At 64.8% G+C, this 15,573-nt stretch carries 14 protein-coding genes, 1 tRNA gene and 1 riboswitch; of the genes, 7 read left to right on the top strand and 8 right to left on the bottom strand.

Annotated features, from left to right (window positions below; all coding sequences use genetic code 11):
* Positions 1 to 14: 14 nt before the first annotated feature.
* The 3 genes from AB7P10_RS01610 (at position 15) to AB7P10_RS01600 (ending at position 2,592) form a co-directional block, all read left to right on the top strand.
* Positions 15 to 1,025, top strand: a complete 1,011-nt coding sequence (locus AB7P10_RS01610; protein ID WP_428292080.1) for a class 1 fructose-bisphosphatase — start codon at positions 15 to 17, stop codon at positions 1,023 to 1,025.
* A 31-nt stretch (positions 1,026 to 1,056) separates the two neighbouring features.
* Positions 1,057 to 1,132: transfer RNA gene (locus AB7P10_RS01605), tRNA-Thr, on the top strand.
* A gap of 614 nt (positions 1,133 to 1,746) precedes the next feature.
* Positions 1,747 to 2,592 carry an STAS-like domain-containing protein gene (locus tag AB7P10_RS01600; RefSeq protein ID WP_428292079.1) on the top strand — a complete coding sequence of 282 codons (846 nt, stop codon included), beginning with the start codon at positions 1,747 to 1,749 and terminating at the stop codon, positions 2,590 to 2,592.
* 126 nt (positions 2,593 to 2,718) lie between these two features.
* Here AB7P10_RS01600 and AB7P10_RS01595 read toward each other — a convergent pair whose 3' ends face one another.
* Entirely contained in the window at positions 2,719 to 3,966 is a 1,248-nt protein-coding gene (locus AB7P10_RS01595; protein ID WP_428292078.1) for an NAD(P)/FAD-dependent oxidoreductase, read from the bottom strand.
* Between the two features lie 216 nt (positions 3,967 to 4,182).
* On the opposite strand from AB7P10_RS01595, the gene AB7P10_RS01590 reads away from it, so the two are divergent.
* The gene (locus tag AB7P10_RS01590; protein WP_428292077.1) at positions 4,183 to 5,169 is read left to right on the top strand and encodes a porin; all 987 of its coding nucleotides are present in this window, start codon (positions 4,183 to 4,185) and stop codon (positions 5,167 to 5,169) included.
* A gap of 119 nt (positions 5,170 to 5,288) precedes the next feature.
* Here the strand turns inward: AB7P10_RS01590 and soxB are convergent, their stop codons facing one another.
* The 7 genes from soxB to soxC all read right to left on the bottom strand — a co-directional run bounded on the left by soxB (position 5,289) and on the right by soxC (position 12,070).
* Positions 5,289 to 7,013, bottom strand: coding sequence for a thiosulfohydrolase SoxB (gene soxB, locus AB7P10_RS01585; protein ID WP_428292076.1), 1,725 nt, complete (start codon positions 7,011 to 7,013; stop codon positions 5,289 to 5,291).
* Between the two features lie 94 nt (positions 7,014 to 7,107).
* Complete coding sequence (gene soxX / locus AB7P10_RS01580) at positions 7,108 to 7,761, bottom strand: sulfur oxidation c-type cytochrome SoxX (RefSeq protein ID WP_428292075.1); 654 nt, start codon at positions 7,759 to 7,761, stop codon at positions 7,108 to 7,110.
* Between the two features lie 16 nt (positions 7,762 to 7,777).
* Positions 7,778 to 8,587, bottom strand: coding sequence for a sulfur oxidation c-type cytochrome SoxA (gene soxA, locus AB7P10_RS01575; protein ID WP_428292074.1), 810 nt, complete (start codon positions 8,585 to 8,587; stop codon positions 7,778 to 7,780).
* A 78-nt stretch (positions 8,588 to 8,665) separates the two neighbouring features.
* Positions 8,666 to 8,977 carry a thiosulfate oxidation carrier complex protein SoxZ gene (gene soxZ, locus AB7P10_RS01570; RefSeq protein ID WP_428292073.1) on the bottom strand — a complete coding sequence of 104 codons (312 nt, stop codon included), beginning with the start codon at positions 8,975 to 8,977 and terminating at the stop codon, positions 8,666 to 8,668.
* Between the two features lie 57 nt (positions 8,978 to 9,034).
* A complete protein-coding gene (soxY, locus tag AB7P10_RS01565) occupies positions 9,035 to 9,490 on the bottom strand; it encodes a thiosulfate oxidation carrier protein SoxY (RefSeq protein ID WP_428292072.1) in 456 nt (151 codons plus the stop codon).
* Positions 9,491 to 9,656: 166 nt separating this feature from the next.
* Positions 9,657 to 10,718: a c-type cytochrome gene (locus AB7P10_RS01560; protein WP_428292071.1), complete on the bottom strand. Its 1,062-nt coding sequence runs from the start codon at positions 10,716 to 10,718 to the stop codon at positions 9,657 to 9,659.
* Between the two features lie 11 nt (positions 10,719 to 10,729).
* On the bottom strand, positions 10,730 to 12,070 hold the full coding sequence (soxC, locus tag AB7P10_RS01555; RefSeq protein WP_428292070.1) for a sulfite dehydrogenase: 1,341 nt from the start codon (positions 12,068 to 12,070) through the stop codon (positions 10,730 to 10,732).
* Positions 12,071 to 12,354: 284 nt separating this feature from the next.
* Here soxC and AB7P10_RS01550 point away from each other — a divergent pair, with 284 nt between their 5' ends.
* From AB7P10_RS01550 to AB7P10_RS01540, 3 genes are all read left to right on the top strand, one after another.
* Positions 12,355 to 12,657, top strand: a complete 303-nt coding sequence (locus AB7P10_RS01550; protein ID WP_428292069.1) for a c-type cytochrome — start codon at positions 12,355 to 12,357, stop codon at positions 12,655 to 12,657.
* Positions 12,658 to 12,669: 12 nt separating this feature from the next.
* Positions 12,670 to 13,947, top strand: a complete 1,278-nt coding sequence (locus AB7P10_RS01545) for an FCSD flavin-binding domain-containing protein (RefSeq protein ID WP_428292068.1) — start codon at positions 12,670 to 12,672, stop codon at positions 13,945 to 13,947.
* A gap of 108 nt (positions 13,948 to 14,055) precedes the next feature.
* A riboswitch (TPP riboswitch) is annotated at positions 14,056 to 14,166 on the top strand.
* A 73-nt stretch (positions 14,167 to 14,239) separates the two neighbouring features.
* On the top strand, positions 14,240 to 15,562 hold the full coding sequence (locus AB7P10_RS01540; protein WP_428292067.1) for a purine-cytosine permease family protein: 1,323 nt from the start codon (positions 14,240 to 14,242) through the stop codon (positions 15,560 to 15,562).
* Positions 15,563 to 15,573 lie beyond the last annotated feature (11 nt).

The following is a 15,573-nucleotide window of genomic DNA, read 5'->3' as shown; positions in this document are numbered from 1 at the left end:
ACGGATTCCACTCCATGTCCAACAAACGCATCTCCCTCACCCGCTACCTCGTCGAGCAGCAGCGCGTCGACGGCCACATCCCCTCGCAGCTGCGCCTGCTGCTCGAAGTGGTGGCGCGCGCCTGCAAGAGCATCAGCCAGGCCGTCAACAAGGGCGACCTCGGCGGCGTGCTCGGCGCGGCAACCACCGAGAACGTGCAGGGCGAGATGCAGAAAAAGCTCGACATCATCGCCAACGAGGTGCTGATCGAGGCCAACGAATGGGGGGGCCACCTGGCCGCCATGGCCAGCGAGGAAATGGACAGCATCTACGTGGTGCCCAACCGCTACCCGCAGGGCGAATACCTGCTGCTGTTCGACCCGCTCGACGGCTCCAGCAACATCGACGTCAACGTCAGCATCGGCACCATCTTCAGCGTGCTCAAGAAGCCCGAAGGCCACACCGGCGTGAGCGAACAGGACTTCCTGCAGAGCGGCGCCCACCAAGTGGCCGCCGGCTACTGCGTGTACGGCCCGCAGACCACGCTGGTGTTGACCGTGGGCGACGGCGTGGCCATGTTCACCCTGGACCGCGAGCAAGGCTCCTTCGTGCTCACCAAGGAGAACGTGCAGATCCCGCCCGACACCAAGGAATTCGCCATCAACATGAGCAACATGCGCCACTGGGACGCCCCGGTGAAGCGCTACGTGGACGAATGCCTGGCCGGCAGCGAAGGGCCCCGCGGCAAGGACTTCAACATGCGCTGGATCGCCAGCATGGTGGCCGACGTGCACCGCATCCTCACGCGCGGCGGCATCTTCATGTACCCCTGGGACAAGCGCGAACCCAACAAGCCCGGCAAGCTGCGCCTGATGTACGAAGCCAACCCCATGGGCTGGCTGGTCGAACAGGCCGGCGGCGCCGCCACCAACGGCAAGCAACGCATCCTGGACATCCAGCCCACCAAGCTGCACGAACGCGTCAGCGTGATCCTGGGCTCGAAGAACGAGGTCGAGCGCGTGACCCAGTACCACCAGGAGGCCTGAGCGTGGCCGGCAGGCTATAATCGCGGGCGTTGCCGGTGTAGCTCAGTCGGTAGAGCAGCTCATTCGTAATGAGAAGGTCGGGTGTTCGATTCATCTCTCCGGCACCACATTCAAAACCCCGCACGCTGTCATGGTGTGCGGGGTTTTTCTGTTTTGCGCCCTCAGACAATTTACAACCTGCAGTACCGATCACCAACCGCCGCGCGCCCTACCGACCACAGTTTGACGCCGTGAAAGGAGCCAAGTGAACAGGAGCAGCCATAAGCGACGATTGGGAAAGACAATGCCCTAACGACCATTCTGGTCAAATGGGCGGACGTTACAAGTATCTGACCCAAGTCGATCAGCAAGCCTGGGAAGCCATGCTTTGGCTTAAGACTGCAGCGCTCAGCGAGTGACAGAAATCTCTAGGCGAGTGCAGTGACACCACTGCATCACTTGACAAGATGGAATCTAAAGCTTGACAATAATCCACCTAAAGCTTGTCAATTGAGGTGCTATGAGTCAAGGGGTCCAACCTAGGGGGGAACGGGTACGCGTCTTCATTTTGCAGAGCATCATCGAGCAGAGGCCTGATGTTGTCAAAAGGACTGCCGCGCGATTCAAGATTAGTCGGCAAGGTGTGCATGAACACATCAACCGATTGCGAGATCAAGGGGCCATAACCGTATCAGGCTCGCGTCGAAGCCCTCGCTACGCGCTAGTCCCGATTGAAGAAAGCATGCAATCCTTCAAGATCACACCCGATCTCGCTGAGCATGAGGTGTGGGAGCAATTTGTTGAGCCCATGGTTCGGATGCTACCGACGAACGTGAAAGGCATCTGGAACCACGCATTCACTGAGATGTTCAACAACGCGATCGATCATTCCGGATCTCCTCATGCGCTAGTCACCATAGAGAGGACGGCAGCGTCAACATCCATACACATCGACGATGAGGGGGTCGGGATTTTTAAGAAGCTCAAGCAGGAGCTCGATCTTGAAAGTGAAAGTCATGCGATCTTCGAGCTTTCAAAAGGCAAACTGACAACTGATCCCAAAAACCACTCGGGGGAAGGAATTTTCTTCACCTCGCGAATGCTCGATCTCTTCACCATAATGTCTGGGGAGCTGTATTTCAGCCACAGGCACGATTTTTCGAATGATTGGCTACTGGACATGGGGAAACCCACCAGTGGAACTACAGTATCTATGGCCCTGAACAATCACTCTTCTCGCACAACGCGGAAGGTCTTTGACCAGTACTCCGGCACCGATGGTGACTACGGCTTCAACAAGACAGTGATTCCTGTTGCACTAGCTCAATATGGCGAGGACGCGCTCGTTTCTCGATCGCAAGCCAAGCGTGTACTGGCGCGCGTGAACCTGTTTGAACGTGTTGTTTTCGACTTCGAAGGTGTGCGCGAGATCGGCCAGTCATTCGCGGATCAGATTTTTCGAGTCTATGCCTCCGAGCATCCAGGCATTGAGTTGACCTGTATCAACGCTTCACCAGCTGTTGACGCCATGATCCGCCGTGCCAAGTCAGGCAAAACCGATAGGCCTCCTGAGAGACCTGTGAACTAGCGCGCACTGTTGACTTCATCCCTGCCCCGCATGTCGGGGCATTTTTTTGCGTTTGTAGAGCGGCATATCGAACCGTACGAAAAAGCTAGACAGCAACTTTCTGTCGATGACCAGTGCGACCTTGGCCTACCCAAACCGCCCCGGCGAAAACGGCCCCACTTCCACCCGCGGCTTCGCCCCGGTCATCATCGCCGCCAGCAGTTCCCCGGTGATGGGCCCGAGCGTGAAGCCCTGGTGGCCGTGGCCGAAGGCGCACCACATGCCGGGCACGTCGGGCACGGCGCCGAAGACGGGTTTCATGTCGGGCATACAGGGGCGTGTGCCCATCCAGGGTTCGGGGTCCACGCGGTCGCCCAGGGGGAAGTTCTGGCGCGCGATCTTTTCGGCGTCGTCGATCTGGGTCGGCGTGCGCGGGGCGTCGGGCAAGGCGAGTTCGGCGCCGGTGGTGAGGCGCAGGCCGTTCTTCATGGGCGCGACGACGTAGCCGTATTCGGCGTCGATGATGGTGCTGTTGAGTGGCCTGCCCGGCAACGGCGCGTAGTGCATGTGGTAGCCGCGCTTGGGGATCATGGGCGCGGTGTAGCCGAAGCGCGCTGTGAGCTGCGTGGTCCACGGGCCCAGCGCCACGACGACCTGCTGCGCCTGCAGCACCGGGCCGTCGGCGGTGTCCACCTGCCAGCCACCCTCATCGGTGCGGCGCAGCGTGGTGGCCTCGCCCAGGTGCAGCGCCCCGCCCCGCTGCTGGAACAAGCGCGCATAGGCCTGCACCAGGTCGCCGGGGCTGCGGATGGCGAGCGGGTCGGTCCAGCGCACGGCGCCGGCGAATGCGCCTTGCAGAGAAGGCTCTTCCCGCGCCACGTCGGCGCCGGTGAGTTTGATGTGGTGCACACCCGCCTCAACGCGCTCGTCGGCCACATGGAAGAAGTCGTGCAGCTCGCGCTCGCTGCGGTAGAGCATGAGGTAGCCCTGGCCGGCCACCAGGTGATGGGCGTCGGCGTCGTTCATCAGCTGCTGGTGCGTCTCCAGCGAGTGCGCGATCAGGGTCTCGTACTCGCGCGAGATGTGCCGGTAGGCCTCGGGCGCGGAGTTGCGGTAGTAGGCCCACAGCGGGCCGAGCAGGCGCGCGGCATCGCCCGCGTGGTAGCGCACGTCGATGCGCTGGTTGGTCGCGCCGGAGAGCAGGAAGCCGAAGTCCCGCGGCAAGGCGTAGGGCGCGATGGCTTCGCGCTGGATGATGCCTGCGTTGCCGAATGAGGTTTCCAGCCCCGGCGCGCGCCGGTCAAGCAGCGCGACGGCCTCGCCCCTGGCCTGCAGGTGCAATGCACAGGACACGCCCACCATGCCTGCGCCAAGAACGATGACGTCGTGCTTCATGCTGCAGGTCATTCTAGTTGCTACGATTTTTGTTGCACCGCCATGACAGCCCTTGAACCTCGCAAGGCCATCTGTTGTATCTCGGGAATAACCCCATTGCCGCGGCCATGTGTCACGGACATGTCGTCACGGTTCGATGAAATACACAGGACTTCCTGCATGGTGCAGGAAGCAGGGGCCCACAAAGCCCTGCATTCATTTCATCGGAGCAACCACATGAAGAAGAGCCTCATCGCTCTGGCCGTTCTGGCTACCACCGGCGTCGCGATGGCCCAGTCCAGCGTCACCCTCTATGGCCGCATCGACACCTCGATCGGCAGCACCAAGCTCAATGGCGTGAGCACGTCGCAGGTTTACAGCGGCAATCTGACCACGAGCCGCTACGGCTTCCGCGGCACGGAAGACCTGGGCGGAGGCCTGAAGGCCAACTTCGTGCTGGAGAACGGCTTCAACGCCGACGACGGCACCCTGGGCTCGGCCAACACCGCGTTCAACCGCCAGGCCTGGGTGGGCTTGAGCGGCGGCTTCGGTGCGCTCAAACTGGGCAAGACCGACAGCGTCTACAAGGACATCTACGACCTGGGCAACGCGCACAACGTGTTCGACTCGGAGTTCACCGCCACGAAGGAGGCCTACCGTGCGGGCCTGGGCGGCTTCACCAGCCGGCCGAACAACCAGATCCGCTACGAAACGCCGAACATGGGTGGTTTCTCGGCCGGCCTGACCTACGCCCTGGACGAAGACGTGGCCGCAAATGCCGAGACCACCGCGCTCAACCTGCGCTACAGCGCCGGCAACCTGGCCGTGGGCGTGGCCTATCAGGAAGACGACTTCCAGGTGCTGGCCAACGACCGCAAGTACACGGTGCTCGCGGGCACGTACAACTTCGGCGTGGCCAAGGTGTCGGGCCAGCTCCAGAACATCAAGGCCGGTGACAACCGCAAGGACACGGAGTTCGCCCTGGGCGTGAGCGTGCCGGTGGGCAACGTCGACCTGTCGGCCGGCTATGCCCGCAGCAAGGCCAAGGACGCCGCTGGCGCCGACGCGCAGAAGGGCACGGCCTTCTCGCTGGGTGCCACGTACGGCCTGTCCAAGCGCACCAAGCTGTATGGCGGCTATATCGACGGCGAGGTGGAAACCGCGGCCGGCGTGTCCGTGCGCGACTACCGCCTGTTCGCCCTGGGCGTGCGCCACGACTTCTGATCGTCGGCCGATCCGTCAGGCTCTGAGTTAGTTACTTCCAGCCCTCTCCAGGGTTTTCATGCCCTGTCACCCGTGCGGGTGGCGGGGCTTTTTGCCTTGTGCGGGAAGCGCGGGAACGATCAGGCCGCCAGGCCAGGGTTGCCCTGCATGCCAACGATGCGCGGCGTGTTGATCTTCACGCCCTTGACGACCTTCTGCCCGCGCAGGTAGCCCGCGACCACGTCCCAGATCGGTTCGCCCTGCACGCCTTCCTGCACCGACGCCCAGCCCGCGACCTTGTAGGTCTTGCCGGCCTCGATGGGCTTGCCCTTGAGGGTCATGTTGTTGATGCGCTGGCCCATCGCGGCCTTGGGCGCCACCGTGTACTGCAGGCCGCCCACGCGCACCATGTCGCCGCCCTGCTGGTAGTAGGGGTCGGGGTTGAAGATGTTGTCGGCCACGTCTTCCAGGATGGTCTTGATCTGCTCGCCGCTGAACTCGTTGAGCGTGGTGGCCGGATAGGTCAGCGCCATCTGGTCCATCATGGCCTCGTAGGTGATGGTGTCGCCCGGCAGCAGCGAGGTGCCCCAGCGCACGCCCGGTGAAAAGGCGATATCGGCGCCCTTGTTCTGCATCAGCGCGTCGCAGATGAGCTGGTCCCACGAACCATTGAAGTTGCCGCGGCGGTACAGCAGGTCTTCGGTGACCGCGAGTTTTTCCTCCAGCTTGTCCTTGTAGGGCGCGCGCACGCCGTCGATGAAGGCCTGCATGGCGGCATCGGCCGGCAGCAGGTTGGAGAACACGGGCAGCAGCTTGTAGCGGAAGTCCTGCACCTTGCCACCGCGCACATCGAAGTCGAGCACGCCGAGGAACTTGCTGTTGGAGCCGGCGTTGGTCACCAGCGTCTGGCCGCCGGCGTTCTTCACGATGGTGGGCGCGGGCATGCCGTCGTGCGTGTGGCCGCCCAGGATGGCGTCGATGCCGCGCACGCGGCCCGCCATCTTGATGTCCACGTCCATGCCGTTGTGCGAGAGCACCACGACGACCTGCGCGCCCTTGCCGCGCGCCTCGTCCACCATCTTCTGCATGTGCTCGTCCTGGATGCCGAAGGTCCAGTCGGGCACCATGTGTCGCGGGTTGGCGATGGGGGTGTAGGGGAAGGCCTGACCGATCACCGCCACCTGCACGCCGTTCATTTCGCGCAGCGCGTAGGGCTTGAAGACCATGTCCTCGAAGTCGGTGGTCTTGATGTTCTGCGCGAGGAATTCCATGTTCCCCTTCAGATCCTTCTCCACGATCTCCTGCACGCGCTTGGCGCCGAAGGTGTGTTCCCAGTGCGAAGTCATCATGTTCACGCCGAGCAGCTTGCAGGCGTCCACCATGTCCTGGCCATGGGTCCACAGCGAGGTGGCCGAGCCCTGCCAGGTGTCGCCGCCGTCCAGCAGCAGCGCGTTGGGGCGGCTGGCCTTGAGCTGCTTGACCAGCGTGGCCAGGTGCGCGAAGCCGCCGACCTTGCCATAGGTTTTCGCGGCCTGGCGGAAATCGAGGTAGGTGAACGCATGCGCCTGCGCGGTGCCTGGCTTGATGTTGAAGTGCTTCAGCAGCTTCTCGCCCACAAGGTGCGGCGGGCGACCGAGCGCCTCGGCAACGCCGAGGTTCACGCTGGGTTCGCGAAAGTAGATCGGCTGCAACTGCGCGTGGCAGTCGGTGAAATGCAGGAAGCTGACATTGCCGAACGCGGGTACGTCGTACAGCCGCTCCCCCGCGCCGGGCGCCGCGGCCAGCACAGCGCGGTGGTCAAGGGCCATGCCGGTGGCGCTGGCCACGGCCAGCACTTGCATGAATTCACGGCGGCTGAAACTCATCTCTGGACCTATCAATAATTGAACGCTGATATTTGCGCGAAATTTTTTTGGGTGAACGCCCCGGCCGCCCTGACGGGCAACCGGGGTGCGGCGCTCACTTGTTCACCGGTGAAGCCGGGTCCAGCAACAAGGCCATCACGTCCTTGAGCTGCGCCTCGTTGAGGATGCCCATGTGGCCCACGCGCGGCATCTGTGAACAGGCGTTGTAGGCGCGCGAGTTCCACAGCTTGCCCCAGGTGTATTCCACGATGGCCTTGCTGCCGGCGGCGTTCGGGTCGGTCACGCCGCGCAGCTTGCCGTAGTTGTACAGGCTGGGGCCCAAGGTACCGAAGGAGATTTCTTCCTTGCTGATCTGGTGGCAGTTGTAGCAGTTGCCGCCATTGGCCGCATCCGCCTTGTCGGACCAGGTCAGCCCGCGGCCGCTCTGCGCGATCTTCTCGCCTTCCTTCCAGTTGCCGATGAACTTGCCGTCGCTCGGCCATTTCACGGTCTTCATGTTGGCCGCTTCAATGGCCTTGGCGGTGGCCTCGGCAATGGGCTTGCCCGCCACGTCGGCGGCGGCGCACTCGCGGTTGGCGTCGTCCTGCGCCAGGCGGTCCATCGTGGCGATGCCGCGGGCCTGGAACGAGTTCTTGATGATGTCGGCAGCAGCCTTGTCGTAGTCGGCGGCAGAGGGCGATGCGGTGCAACCCGAGAGCACGATGGCGGCAACCGGCAGCAAGGCGTAGGCGAAGTGGATCTTTTTCATGTCGATGGTCTCCGGTTCAGCGCTTGATGGCGGGCACGGCGGATTCGGCGCCCTTGGCGTTCACGCCCATGTAGACACCGAGCGCGATGGTGGCATCGCTGCCGAACTTGGGCTCGGGAAAGCGCTGCTGGCGGAAGCAGTCGTTCAGGCGCAGCTGCATGCTCCACATCTGCGCGTTCGAGACCCGGTAGGCCGGCCAGGCGGCAAAGCCGATGCCGTCGCCCGGGTTCTTCGTGAGGTTGGGCAGGTCCTGCAGGCGGATGCGCTTGTCGTCGGTGCCATGACAGGAGGCGCAGGAAAAATCGTGCGTGCCGCCGCGCGTGAAGAACATGCGCTTGCCGGCTTCGTACATCAGCTTTTCCTGCGGGTGCGACTGCGGCAGGTTGAAGTCCATGCCCTTGGAGGCCGTGGCCACATAGGTGGCCAGTGCGGTCACGTTGGCCATCTCGCCCCGGCGAAACGGCGTCTTCGCGATCGCCGCGCCATCAAAGCCTTGAAGGGTTTCCATGCAGGTGACGAGGCGCGACTCCAGGTCCTGCACGCGGCCGGTGTCCTTGAAGTAGCGCGGCAGCTCCACAAAGGCACCCTTGATCACGCCCGGGCCCTTGCCCAGGTCGCACTGCTCAAGCGAGACGTTCTTCGGACCCCGTTTCTGTTTCCACAACTCTTCACCCTTCATCTCGTACAGCTCGGCGGGGTTGCCGTCCTGCAGCATCTCGCGGTACTTGGCGATCGCCTCGGCGGTGCTGTCCTGGGCCTGGGCCGCGCCCAGTCCGGCAGCCAGGGCTGTGGACAGCAGCAGGCCGCGTGTCAGGTGATGTTTCATGGGGGTCTCCTCGTTGTCGTGATGAAAAAATCAAGGACGGCCGGGCCACGCAGACCCGCCGTCCACTGGCGCGCGCGCTCAGGCAATCGTGGCTTCGTCGGTGCGGCTGTCGCCCTTGGAGTCGGACCACTTCACCACGACCTTGTCGCCCTTGGCGGCGCCCTTGAACTTGAACGAGAGGAACGGGTTCTGCGCCACCGAGCCTGTGAACATGGCCTGCAGCACCGTCTTGCCGTTGTGGGTGGCCACCACGTCCTTGATGAAATGCGCCGGGATGAGGTTGCCGGAGGCGTCGCGGCGCGTGCCGGGCTCCATGATGTGGGACATGAGGATGCGGACGGTGGTTTCGTCACCGGCGAGAGCGGCGCGGATGCGCATCGGATCGGCCATGATGGACTCCTGAAATCTGTGAATGAGACGAATGCAGTGGGGTCGGGAGGGGCGCGATCAGCCGCCGCAGCCGCCCAGCGTGACCTTGGTTTCCTTGGTGGCCGAGTACAGCTTGCCATCGGCCTTGACGATGGCCATCACGTTGCTGCTCTGACCCATCTTCAGGCGCGTCTGCACCTCGGGCGCCGTGCCGGCGGGAATGATGAAGCCGGCCGACAGCGGCATCGGGTTCTTTTCCACGAGCAGGTAGATCTCGGTCGTGTTCGGCACCTTGCTCGAGGCACCCACGGGCACCACGGCGCCGTTCTCGGCGATGTCGGGCGCCACCACCGTGACCTGATCGCTGTTGGCGGGCGTGCCGCCCACGGCCTTGAGCGCGTCGGCCAGCGTTTTCACTTCGAATCCGGCGCGGTCCACCGCAGCCTGGGCCTGGCCCTGGGTGATGACACCCAGCGACACCAGCGTGGCAAACGCCCCGGTGGTCTTGAGGGCGACGCGGCGTGAGTTGTTCATGGGGAACTCCTGTCTTGTGAGAGAGAAAGAAAATCGGTCGAGTGTAGAGGCTGGGACATTCCTTGCGCAGGCGCGAAGCTTACGGCCAGCACGGCGTGAGGGGTCTTGGTATTTACGAGTAAATGCAAATATTTAGAAGCATGACTGATCGCAGGCGCGCCGGTGTTCACCTCGCGCCCGCCGCGATCCACCGTGCGATGGTGGCGGCCTCGGCAGCGCTCAACTGGGGCTGGGCTGGCATGGGCACGGCGCCGAACACACCCACACCGCCTTCGCGGATCTTGACGGCCAGGTAGGCCTCCAGCCGTTCCTGCCCTTTGTGCTTGAGCGCAATCTCGGTGAAACCCGGCCCCACGACCTTCTGCGTCATGCCGTGGCAGGCGGTGCAGCTGTTGGCGGCGAGCAGGGCCTTCACGTCGTTCGCGGCGGGTTTCGCCGAAGCGACCACCACCGGCGCGGCGCGCGGCGTGCTGCCCACGGGTGCGGTGGGTGCGGGTTGGGTGGTGTCGGCGCCGCGCACCGGGCCGACCACGCGGTTCTGCTCGGCGATGTTGCCGTGCGCGTCGCGCGCGAAATCGGGCAGCGCGGAGCGGATCGTCGGGTCCACCGGGCAGTCCTTCATGCACGCCGTGTTCTTCACGTCGCCTTTGCCCTCCACCTTCCACAGCGGTTCGTAAAACACCATGCCGTTGCGGTTGGGCATGCGCTGCTGCACGTCGGCGATGTTGCGGTCGCTCAGCGTGAAGTCGGCCGGAACCACCTCGGCCAGGCTCAGGATGTAGGCCGTCACGGCGTAGACCTCGTCGGCGGTGAGCGACTTGGGCGCATTCCACGGCATGGCGCGGTTGATGTAGTCCCACAGCGTGGACACGGTGGCCACCTTCATCATCGTGGTCTTCTGCGGGAAGGTGCTGCCCGGCTCCAGGTTCTTCACCCGGCCGCGTTCGATGTCGGCCTTCGTGGTGCCACCCACAATGGGCGTGAACACTTCATTGGATTCACCAAAGCTGCCGTGGCAGGACGCGCACTGCGCGTCCCACAGGCGCTCGCCCTGCTTCACGCTGCCCGATCCTGCGGGCAGGCCCTTGAAGTCGGGCCGCACGTCGATGTCCCATGCTTTCACTTCGGCCCGGGTGGCATCGCGGCCGATCTCGTGCCAGGGCGGGTTCTGGGCCAGGGCTGTGGCGCTCGCCAGCGCGGTGGCCAGGCAGATCAACAGGGTTCGCATGGACGGCTTCATCAATAGACTTGGACGTTGGACACTTCGCCGTTTTCCGCGACACGCCACGACTGGATCGCGTTCTGGTGGTAGATCGAGCGCGTGCCGCGCACCGCGCGCAGCTGGTTGATCTTGGGCTGCACGTAGCCCGTGCTGTCGATCGCGCGGCTCTGCAGCACGGCGGGCTTGCCGTCCCACACCCAGTCGATGTTGAAGCGGGTGAGCGCCTTGGGCAGCACCGGGCCTTCAAGCCGCGCGGTGCGCCAGTTGCGCCCGCCGTCCACGCTGACGTCCACGCGCTTGATCGTGCCCCGCCCCGACCAGGCCAGGCCGGTGACGTTGTAGTAACCCTTGTCCAGCAGCGTCTGACCGCCCGAGGGCGTGGTGATCACGCTCTTGCATTCCTGGATGCCGGTGTACTGGCGGTGGGTGCCATCGGGCATGTGGTCCATGTAGTGGACGGCCTCATCCTTGGTGGCCCATTTCTGGTCGCCCACTTCCAGGCGGCGCAGATACTTCACCCAGCTCACGCCCTGGATGCCCGGCACCACCAGGCGCAGCGGGTAGCCGTTCTCGGGGCGAAGCATCTCGCCGTTCATGGCCCAGGCGACCAGGCAGTCGTCCATGGCGCGGTCCATGTCGATGGTGCGCGTCATCGACGATCCGTCGGCGCCCTCGGCCAGCACGTACTTGCCGTTTTTCTTGTCGTAGCCGCACATCTCCAGCAACGTGGAGAGCAGCACGCCGGTGTATTCGCAGCAACTCAGCATGCCGTGCGTGTACTGCACCGAAGGCAGGGCCACATTGCCCCACTCGGGTGCGGAATTCGCGCCGCATTCAATGAAGTGGATGCGCGAGACGCTGGGCAGGCGCATCAGGTCGTCCATGGTGAACACGCGCTCGCGCTTGACCAGGCCGTTGACCATCAGGCGGTGTTTCGAGGGGTCGATGTCCCACCAACCCTGGTGGTGGCGCTCGAAGTGCAGGCCGTTGGGCGTGATGATGCCGAACAGGCCCTGCAGCGGCGCGAAGCTCACCGAGGCCTGCGGCACGCGCGTGAGGCCCGGGCTCTGGCGGCGCTGCAGATTGCCCTCCCATTGGCTGGGCACGCCATAGCCCTGGGTGACCACGGACTGGCCCAGGCCAGTGCTGTGCGCGGGCAGTTTGAGGATGACGTCTTCGCCGTCGGCGGCCTGGGCGCGCGCGCCCGCGGCGGCGGAGACGGCGCCTGCGCCCATCGCGAGGGCCTTGCCCATGAAGCTGCGCCGGGCCTTGCGGGCCTGCTCCAGCTTGTCGCTGCTCAGGTGGTTTTCGGGGGCGGGCAGAACTCGTCCGATGACGTCGTTCAGGTCTTGGGACACGAGCGGATTCCTTGTGATGCGCGAGGGTCAGTCGCTGCGATGAAACGACTATATGAGTAGTTGCTGATATTCTGATTGGTACAAACCCGCACCAACAAGTTCGCGAAGCCGGTCAGACTTTCCGGGCCAGCGGGCGCGCCGGCGTGCCCACAAGAGGGCGGGCGCAATGGCCTGCCAGACAAGACCTCGACCGCCCGTGTAGCATGGCCATGCACAAAGACTGGTGGCACTTCATTGCTACAGTTTTTGGCGACCTTACGTTTCACCACGCTCAGGAGACCACGATGAAGAGAACGAAGAACTGGCTGCTGGCGGGTGTGCTCTGCGCCGCCGCGGCGGGCGCGCACGCCCAGGTCAACCAGATCAAGGTGTGGGCGGCCGCCTGCGCCAACTGCCACGGCACCGACGGGCGCGCACAGCCCGGCACGATCGCCCTGGCCGGCCAGAGCAAGGACGATCTGCTGCAGAAGCTGCTCGACTTCAAGAACGGCAAGCGCCCCGCGACCGTGATGCACCAGCTCGCCAAGGGCTACACCGACGAGCAACTGGCCCAGATCGCCGGCTACTTCGCCACCCAGAAGAAATAAGGAGCCCACACCATGCAACGCCGTCAATTCGTTCAAACGCTGGGGGCCGGTTCGGCCGTGGCCGGTCTGGGCCTGCTCGGTGGCTGCGCCACCATGGGCAGCGGTGCCAAAGTCGTCGTCGTCGGTGGCGGTTATGGCGGTGCCACCGCCGCCAAGTACGTGCGCATGTTCTCGGACAACCGCATCGACGTGACCCTGGTCGAGCCCAACGCGAGCTTCGTCTCCTGCCCGATCTCCAACCTGGTGCTGGGTGGCCACAAGACCATGGCCGACATCACCACGCCCTACGACAACCTGAGCCGTCGCCATGGCGTGAAGGTGGTGCGCGACATGGTCGCCAGCATCGACCCGGACAAGCGCACCGTGAAGCTCGCCAGCGGCGGCGAACTGCCCTACGACCGCCTGATCCTCTCGCCCGGCATCGACTTCATGTGGGACACCCTGCCCGGCATGGCCAAACCCGGCGCGGCCGACAAGGTGCTGCACGCCTGGAAGGCCGGCCCGCAGACGGTGGCACTGCGCCGGCAACTGGAGGCGCTGCCCGACGGCGGCGTGTACGCGCTGTCGATTCCGCTGGCACCGTACCGCTGCCCGCCCGGCCCCTACGAGCGCGCCTGCATGGTCGCGAGCTACTTCAAGGTCGCCAAGCCGAAAAGCAAGGTCGTCGTGTTCGACGCCAACGACGACATCACGTCCAAGAAGGGCCTGTTCATGAAGGCCTGGAAGGACCACTACGACGGCATGATCGACTACCGGCCGAAACACAAGGTGGTCGACGTGGACGCCGCCACCAACACCCTGAAGTTCGACTTCAACGACGACTTCAAGGCCGGCGTGGCCAACGTCATCCCGAACATGCGCGCGGGCGAGATCGCGGTGAAGACCGGGCTGGCCACCGCCAACGCGCGCTGGTGCGAGGTGGACTTCCTCACCTTCGAATCGAAGGCGGCGAAAAACATCCACGTGCTCGGCGACTCGATCCAGGTGGCACCGGCCATGCCCAAGTCGGGCCACATGGCCAACCAGCACGGCAAGACCTGCGCAGCGGCCGTGGTCTCGCTGCTGGAGGGCAAGGAGCCGCCGTCGCTGCCGATCTACGCCAACACCTGCTACAGCTTCGTCACCGCCACGGACGTGGTGCACGTGGCCAGCGTGCACCGCTACGACGCCGAGAAGAAGACCATGCTGCCGGTGGCCGGCTCGGGCGGTGTCTCCTCCGCCGCGAGCGAACTCGAAGGCCAGTACGCCATGGCCTGGGCGCGCAACATCTGGGCGGATACGCTGGCCTGATCGGCATCGGCCCGCGCCGCACAACGCCCCACTGGCAGCGGGGCGTTTTTCATGGCGCGCGCGGCCTGCGGAACAGCGCGAACGTATACTCCCACCCGTGCCGCAAGGCATATCCGCTAGGGGTGTTGCACCGGGGTTCCTGACCACGGCCGCGACTGAGAAAGTCCCTTCGAACCTGATTGAGGTAATCCTCGCGCAGGGAAGCAGGCCGATACCACCCGCCGCCTCATCACGCGCCCCGGGTGCGACTTCCGGCCCAGCCCACCTGCCTCAAATTGCATGGAGCAAATTGATGGCATCCGACCATTTCCCGTCTTCTCCGGCCAACCAGGCCCTGACCCCCGTGCCGCAAGGCAACCGGGTCTTCCATTTCCATGAACACGCCGCGCTCTGGTTCAGCCTGGGCACGGGCCTGCTGGTCATGCAGATCGGTGCCTACCTGGTGCCGGCGGTGGGCACGCGCGACGCGCTCGTGGCCATCGTGCTGGGTTCGCTGGTCGGTGCCGGCCTGCTGGCCTGGACGGCGCGGCTGGGCTGCCAGACCGGCCTGTCCAGCGCGGGCCTGATGCACGCCACCTACGGCAGCGCCTTCGCCCGCCTGCCGGTGCTGCTCAACATCGCGCAGCTGCTCGGCTGGACCACCTTCGAGCTGGTCATCATGCAGGAGGGCACGGTCGCCATCCTCCAGCAGGCGCTGGGCGCCGCACCGGGTGGCCTGCTCGACGGCATGTCCGGCAAGCTGCTGGCCACACTGCTCTGGGGTGGCGTGCTGATCGCCCTCATGACGGGTTCCATGCTCACGCTGGTGCGCCGTTTCGTCAGCCGCTTCGGCCTGCCGCTGGTGGTGGCCTCGCTGGCCTGGCTGACCTGGCAGTTCGGCACGCGCCTGCACGCGCAAGGTTTCGATGCGTTCTGGAACCGCCCCGGCACCGGCGGCATGGGCCTGTTCTCCGCCATGGACCTGGTGATCGCGATGCCGGTCTCCTGGCTGCCGCTGGTGGCGGACTACGCCCGCCACGGCAAGCGCGCCGCCAGCACGCTGGGCGGCACCTGGCTGGGCTATGCGCTGGCCAACATCTGGTGCTACGCGCTGGGTGTGCTGGTGGTGAGCACGGTGGAGCCGGGCACCAACCTCGTGGCAGCCTTGCTGCTCGCGCAGGGTGGCCTGATCGCGCTCGGCCTGATCCTGCTCGACGAGATGGACAACGCCTACGGCGACGCGCACTCGGGCGCGGTCTCGGTGCACAGCCTGCGCCCGCGCTGGAGCATCCGCGCCGCCGGCCTGGGCTTCGCCGTGGTCTGCACCGCGTTCGCGCTGGTGCTGCCGATCCACACGCTCGAGCCCTTCCTGCTGCTGCTGAGTTCGGTCTTCGTGCCGCTGTACGGCGTGATCCTGGGGCGCCTGGGCAGTGGCACGGCGGTGCCGGGCGTGAGCGCGCGCACGGTGGACTGGAGTGCGGCCGTGCTGTGGGTGGCCGGCATCGCCACCTACCACCTGATCAAGCAGTACGCGCCCGACCTGGGCTCCGCCCTGCCCACCCTGGCCATCACCTTCGTGCTGGCCGCGCTCACGCGGCCGCGCAGCGCCGGTGGCCTCACCCCGGCCCAGGCCTGATGTTCATGCCG

The sequence above is a fragment of the Hydrogenophaga sp. genome (assembly GCF_050182545.1).
In the GTDB taxonomy this organism is placed as follows: Bacteria; Pseudomonadota; Gammaproteobacteria; order Burkholderiales; family Burkholderiaceae_C; genus Hydrogenophaga.
This window is presented reverse-complemented; position numbering and strand designations above follow the sequence as displayed.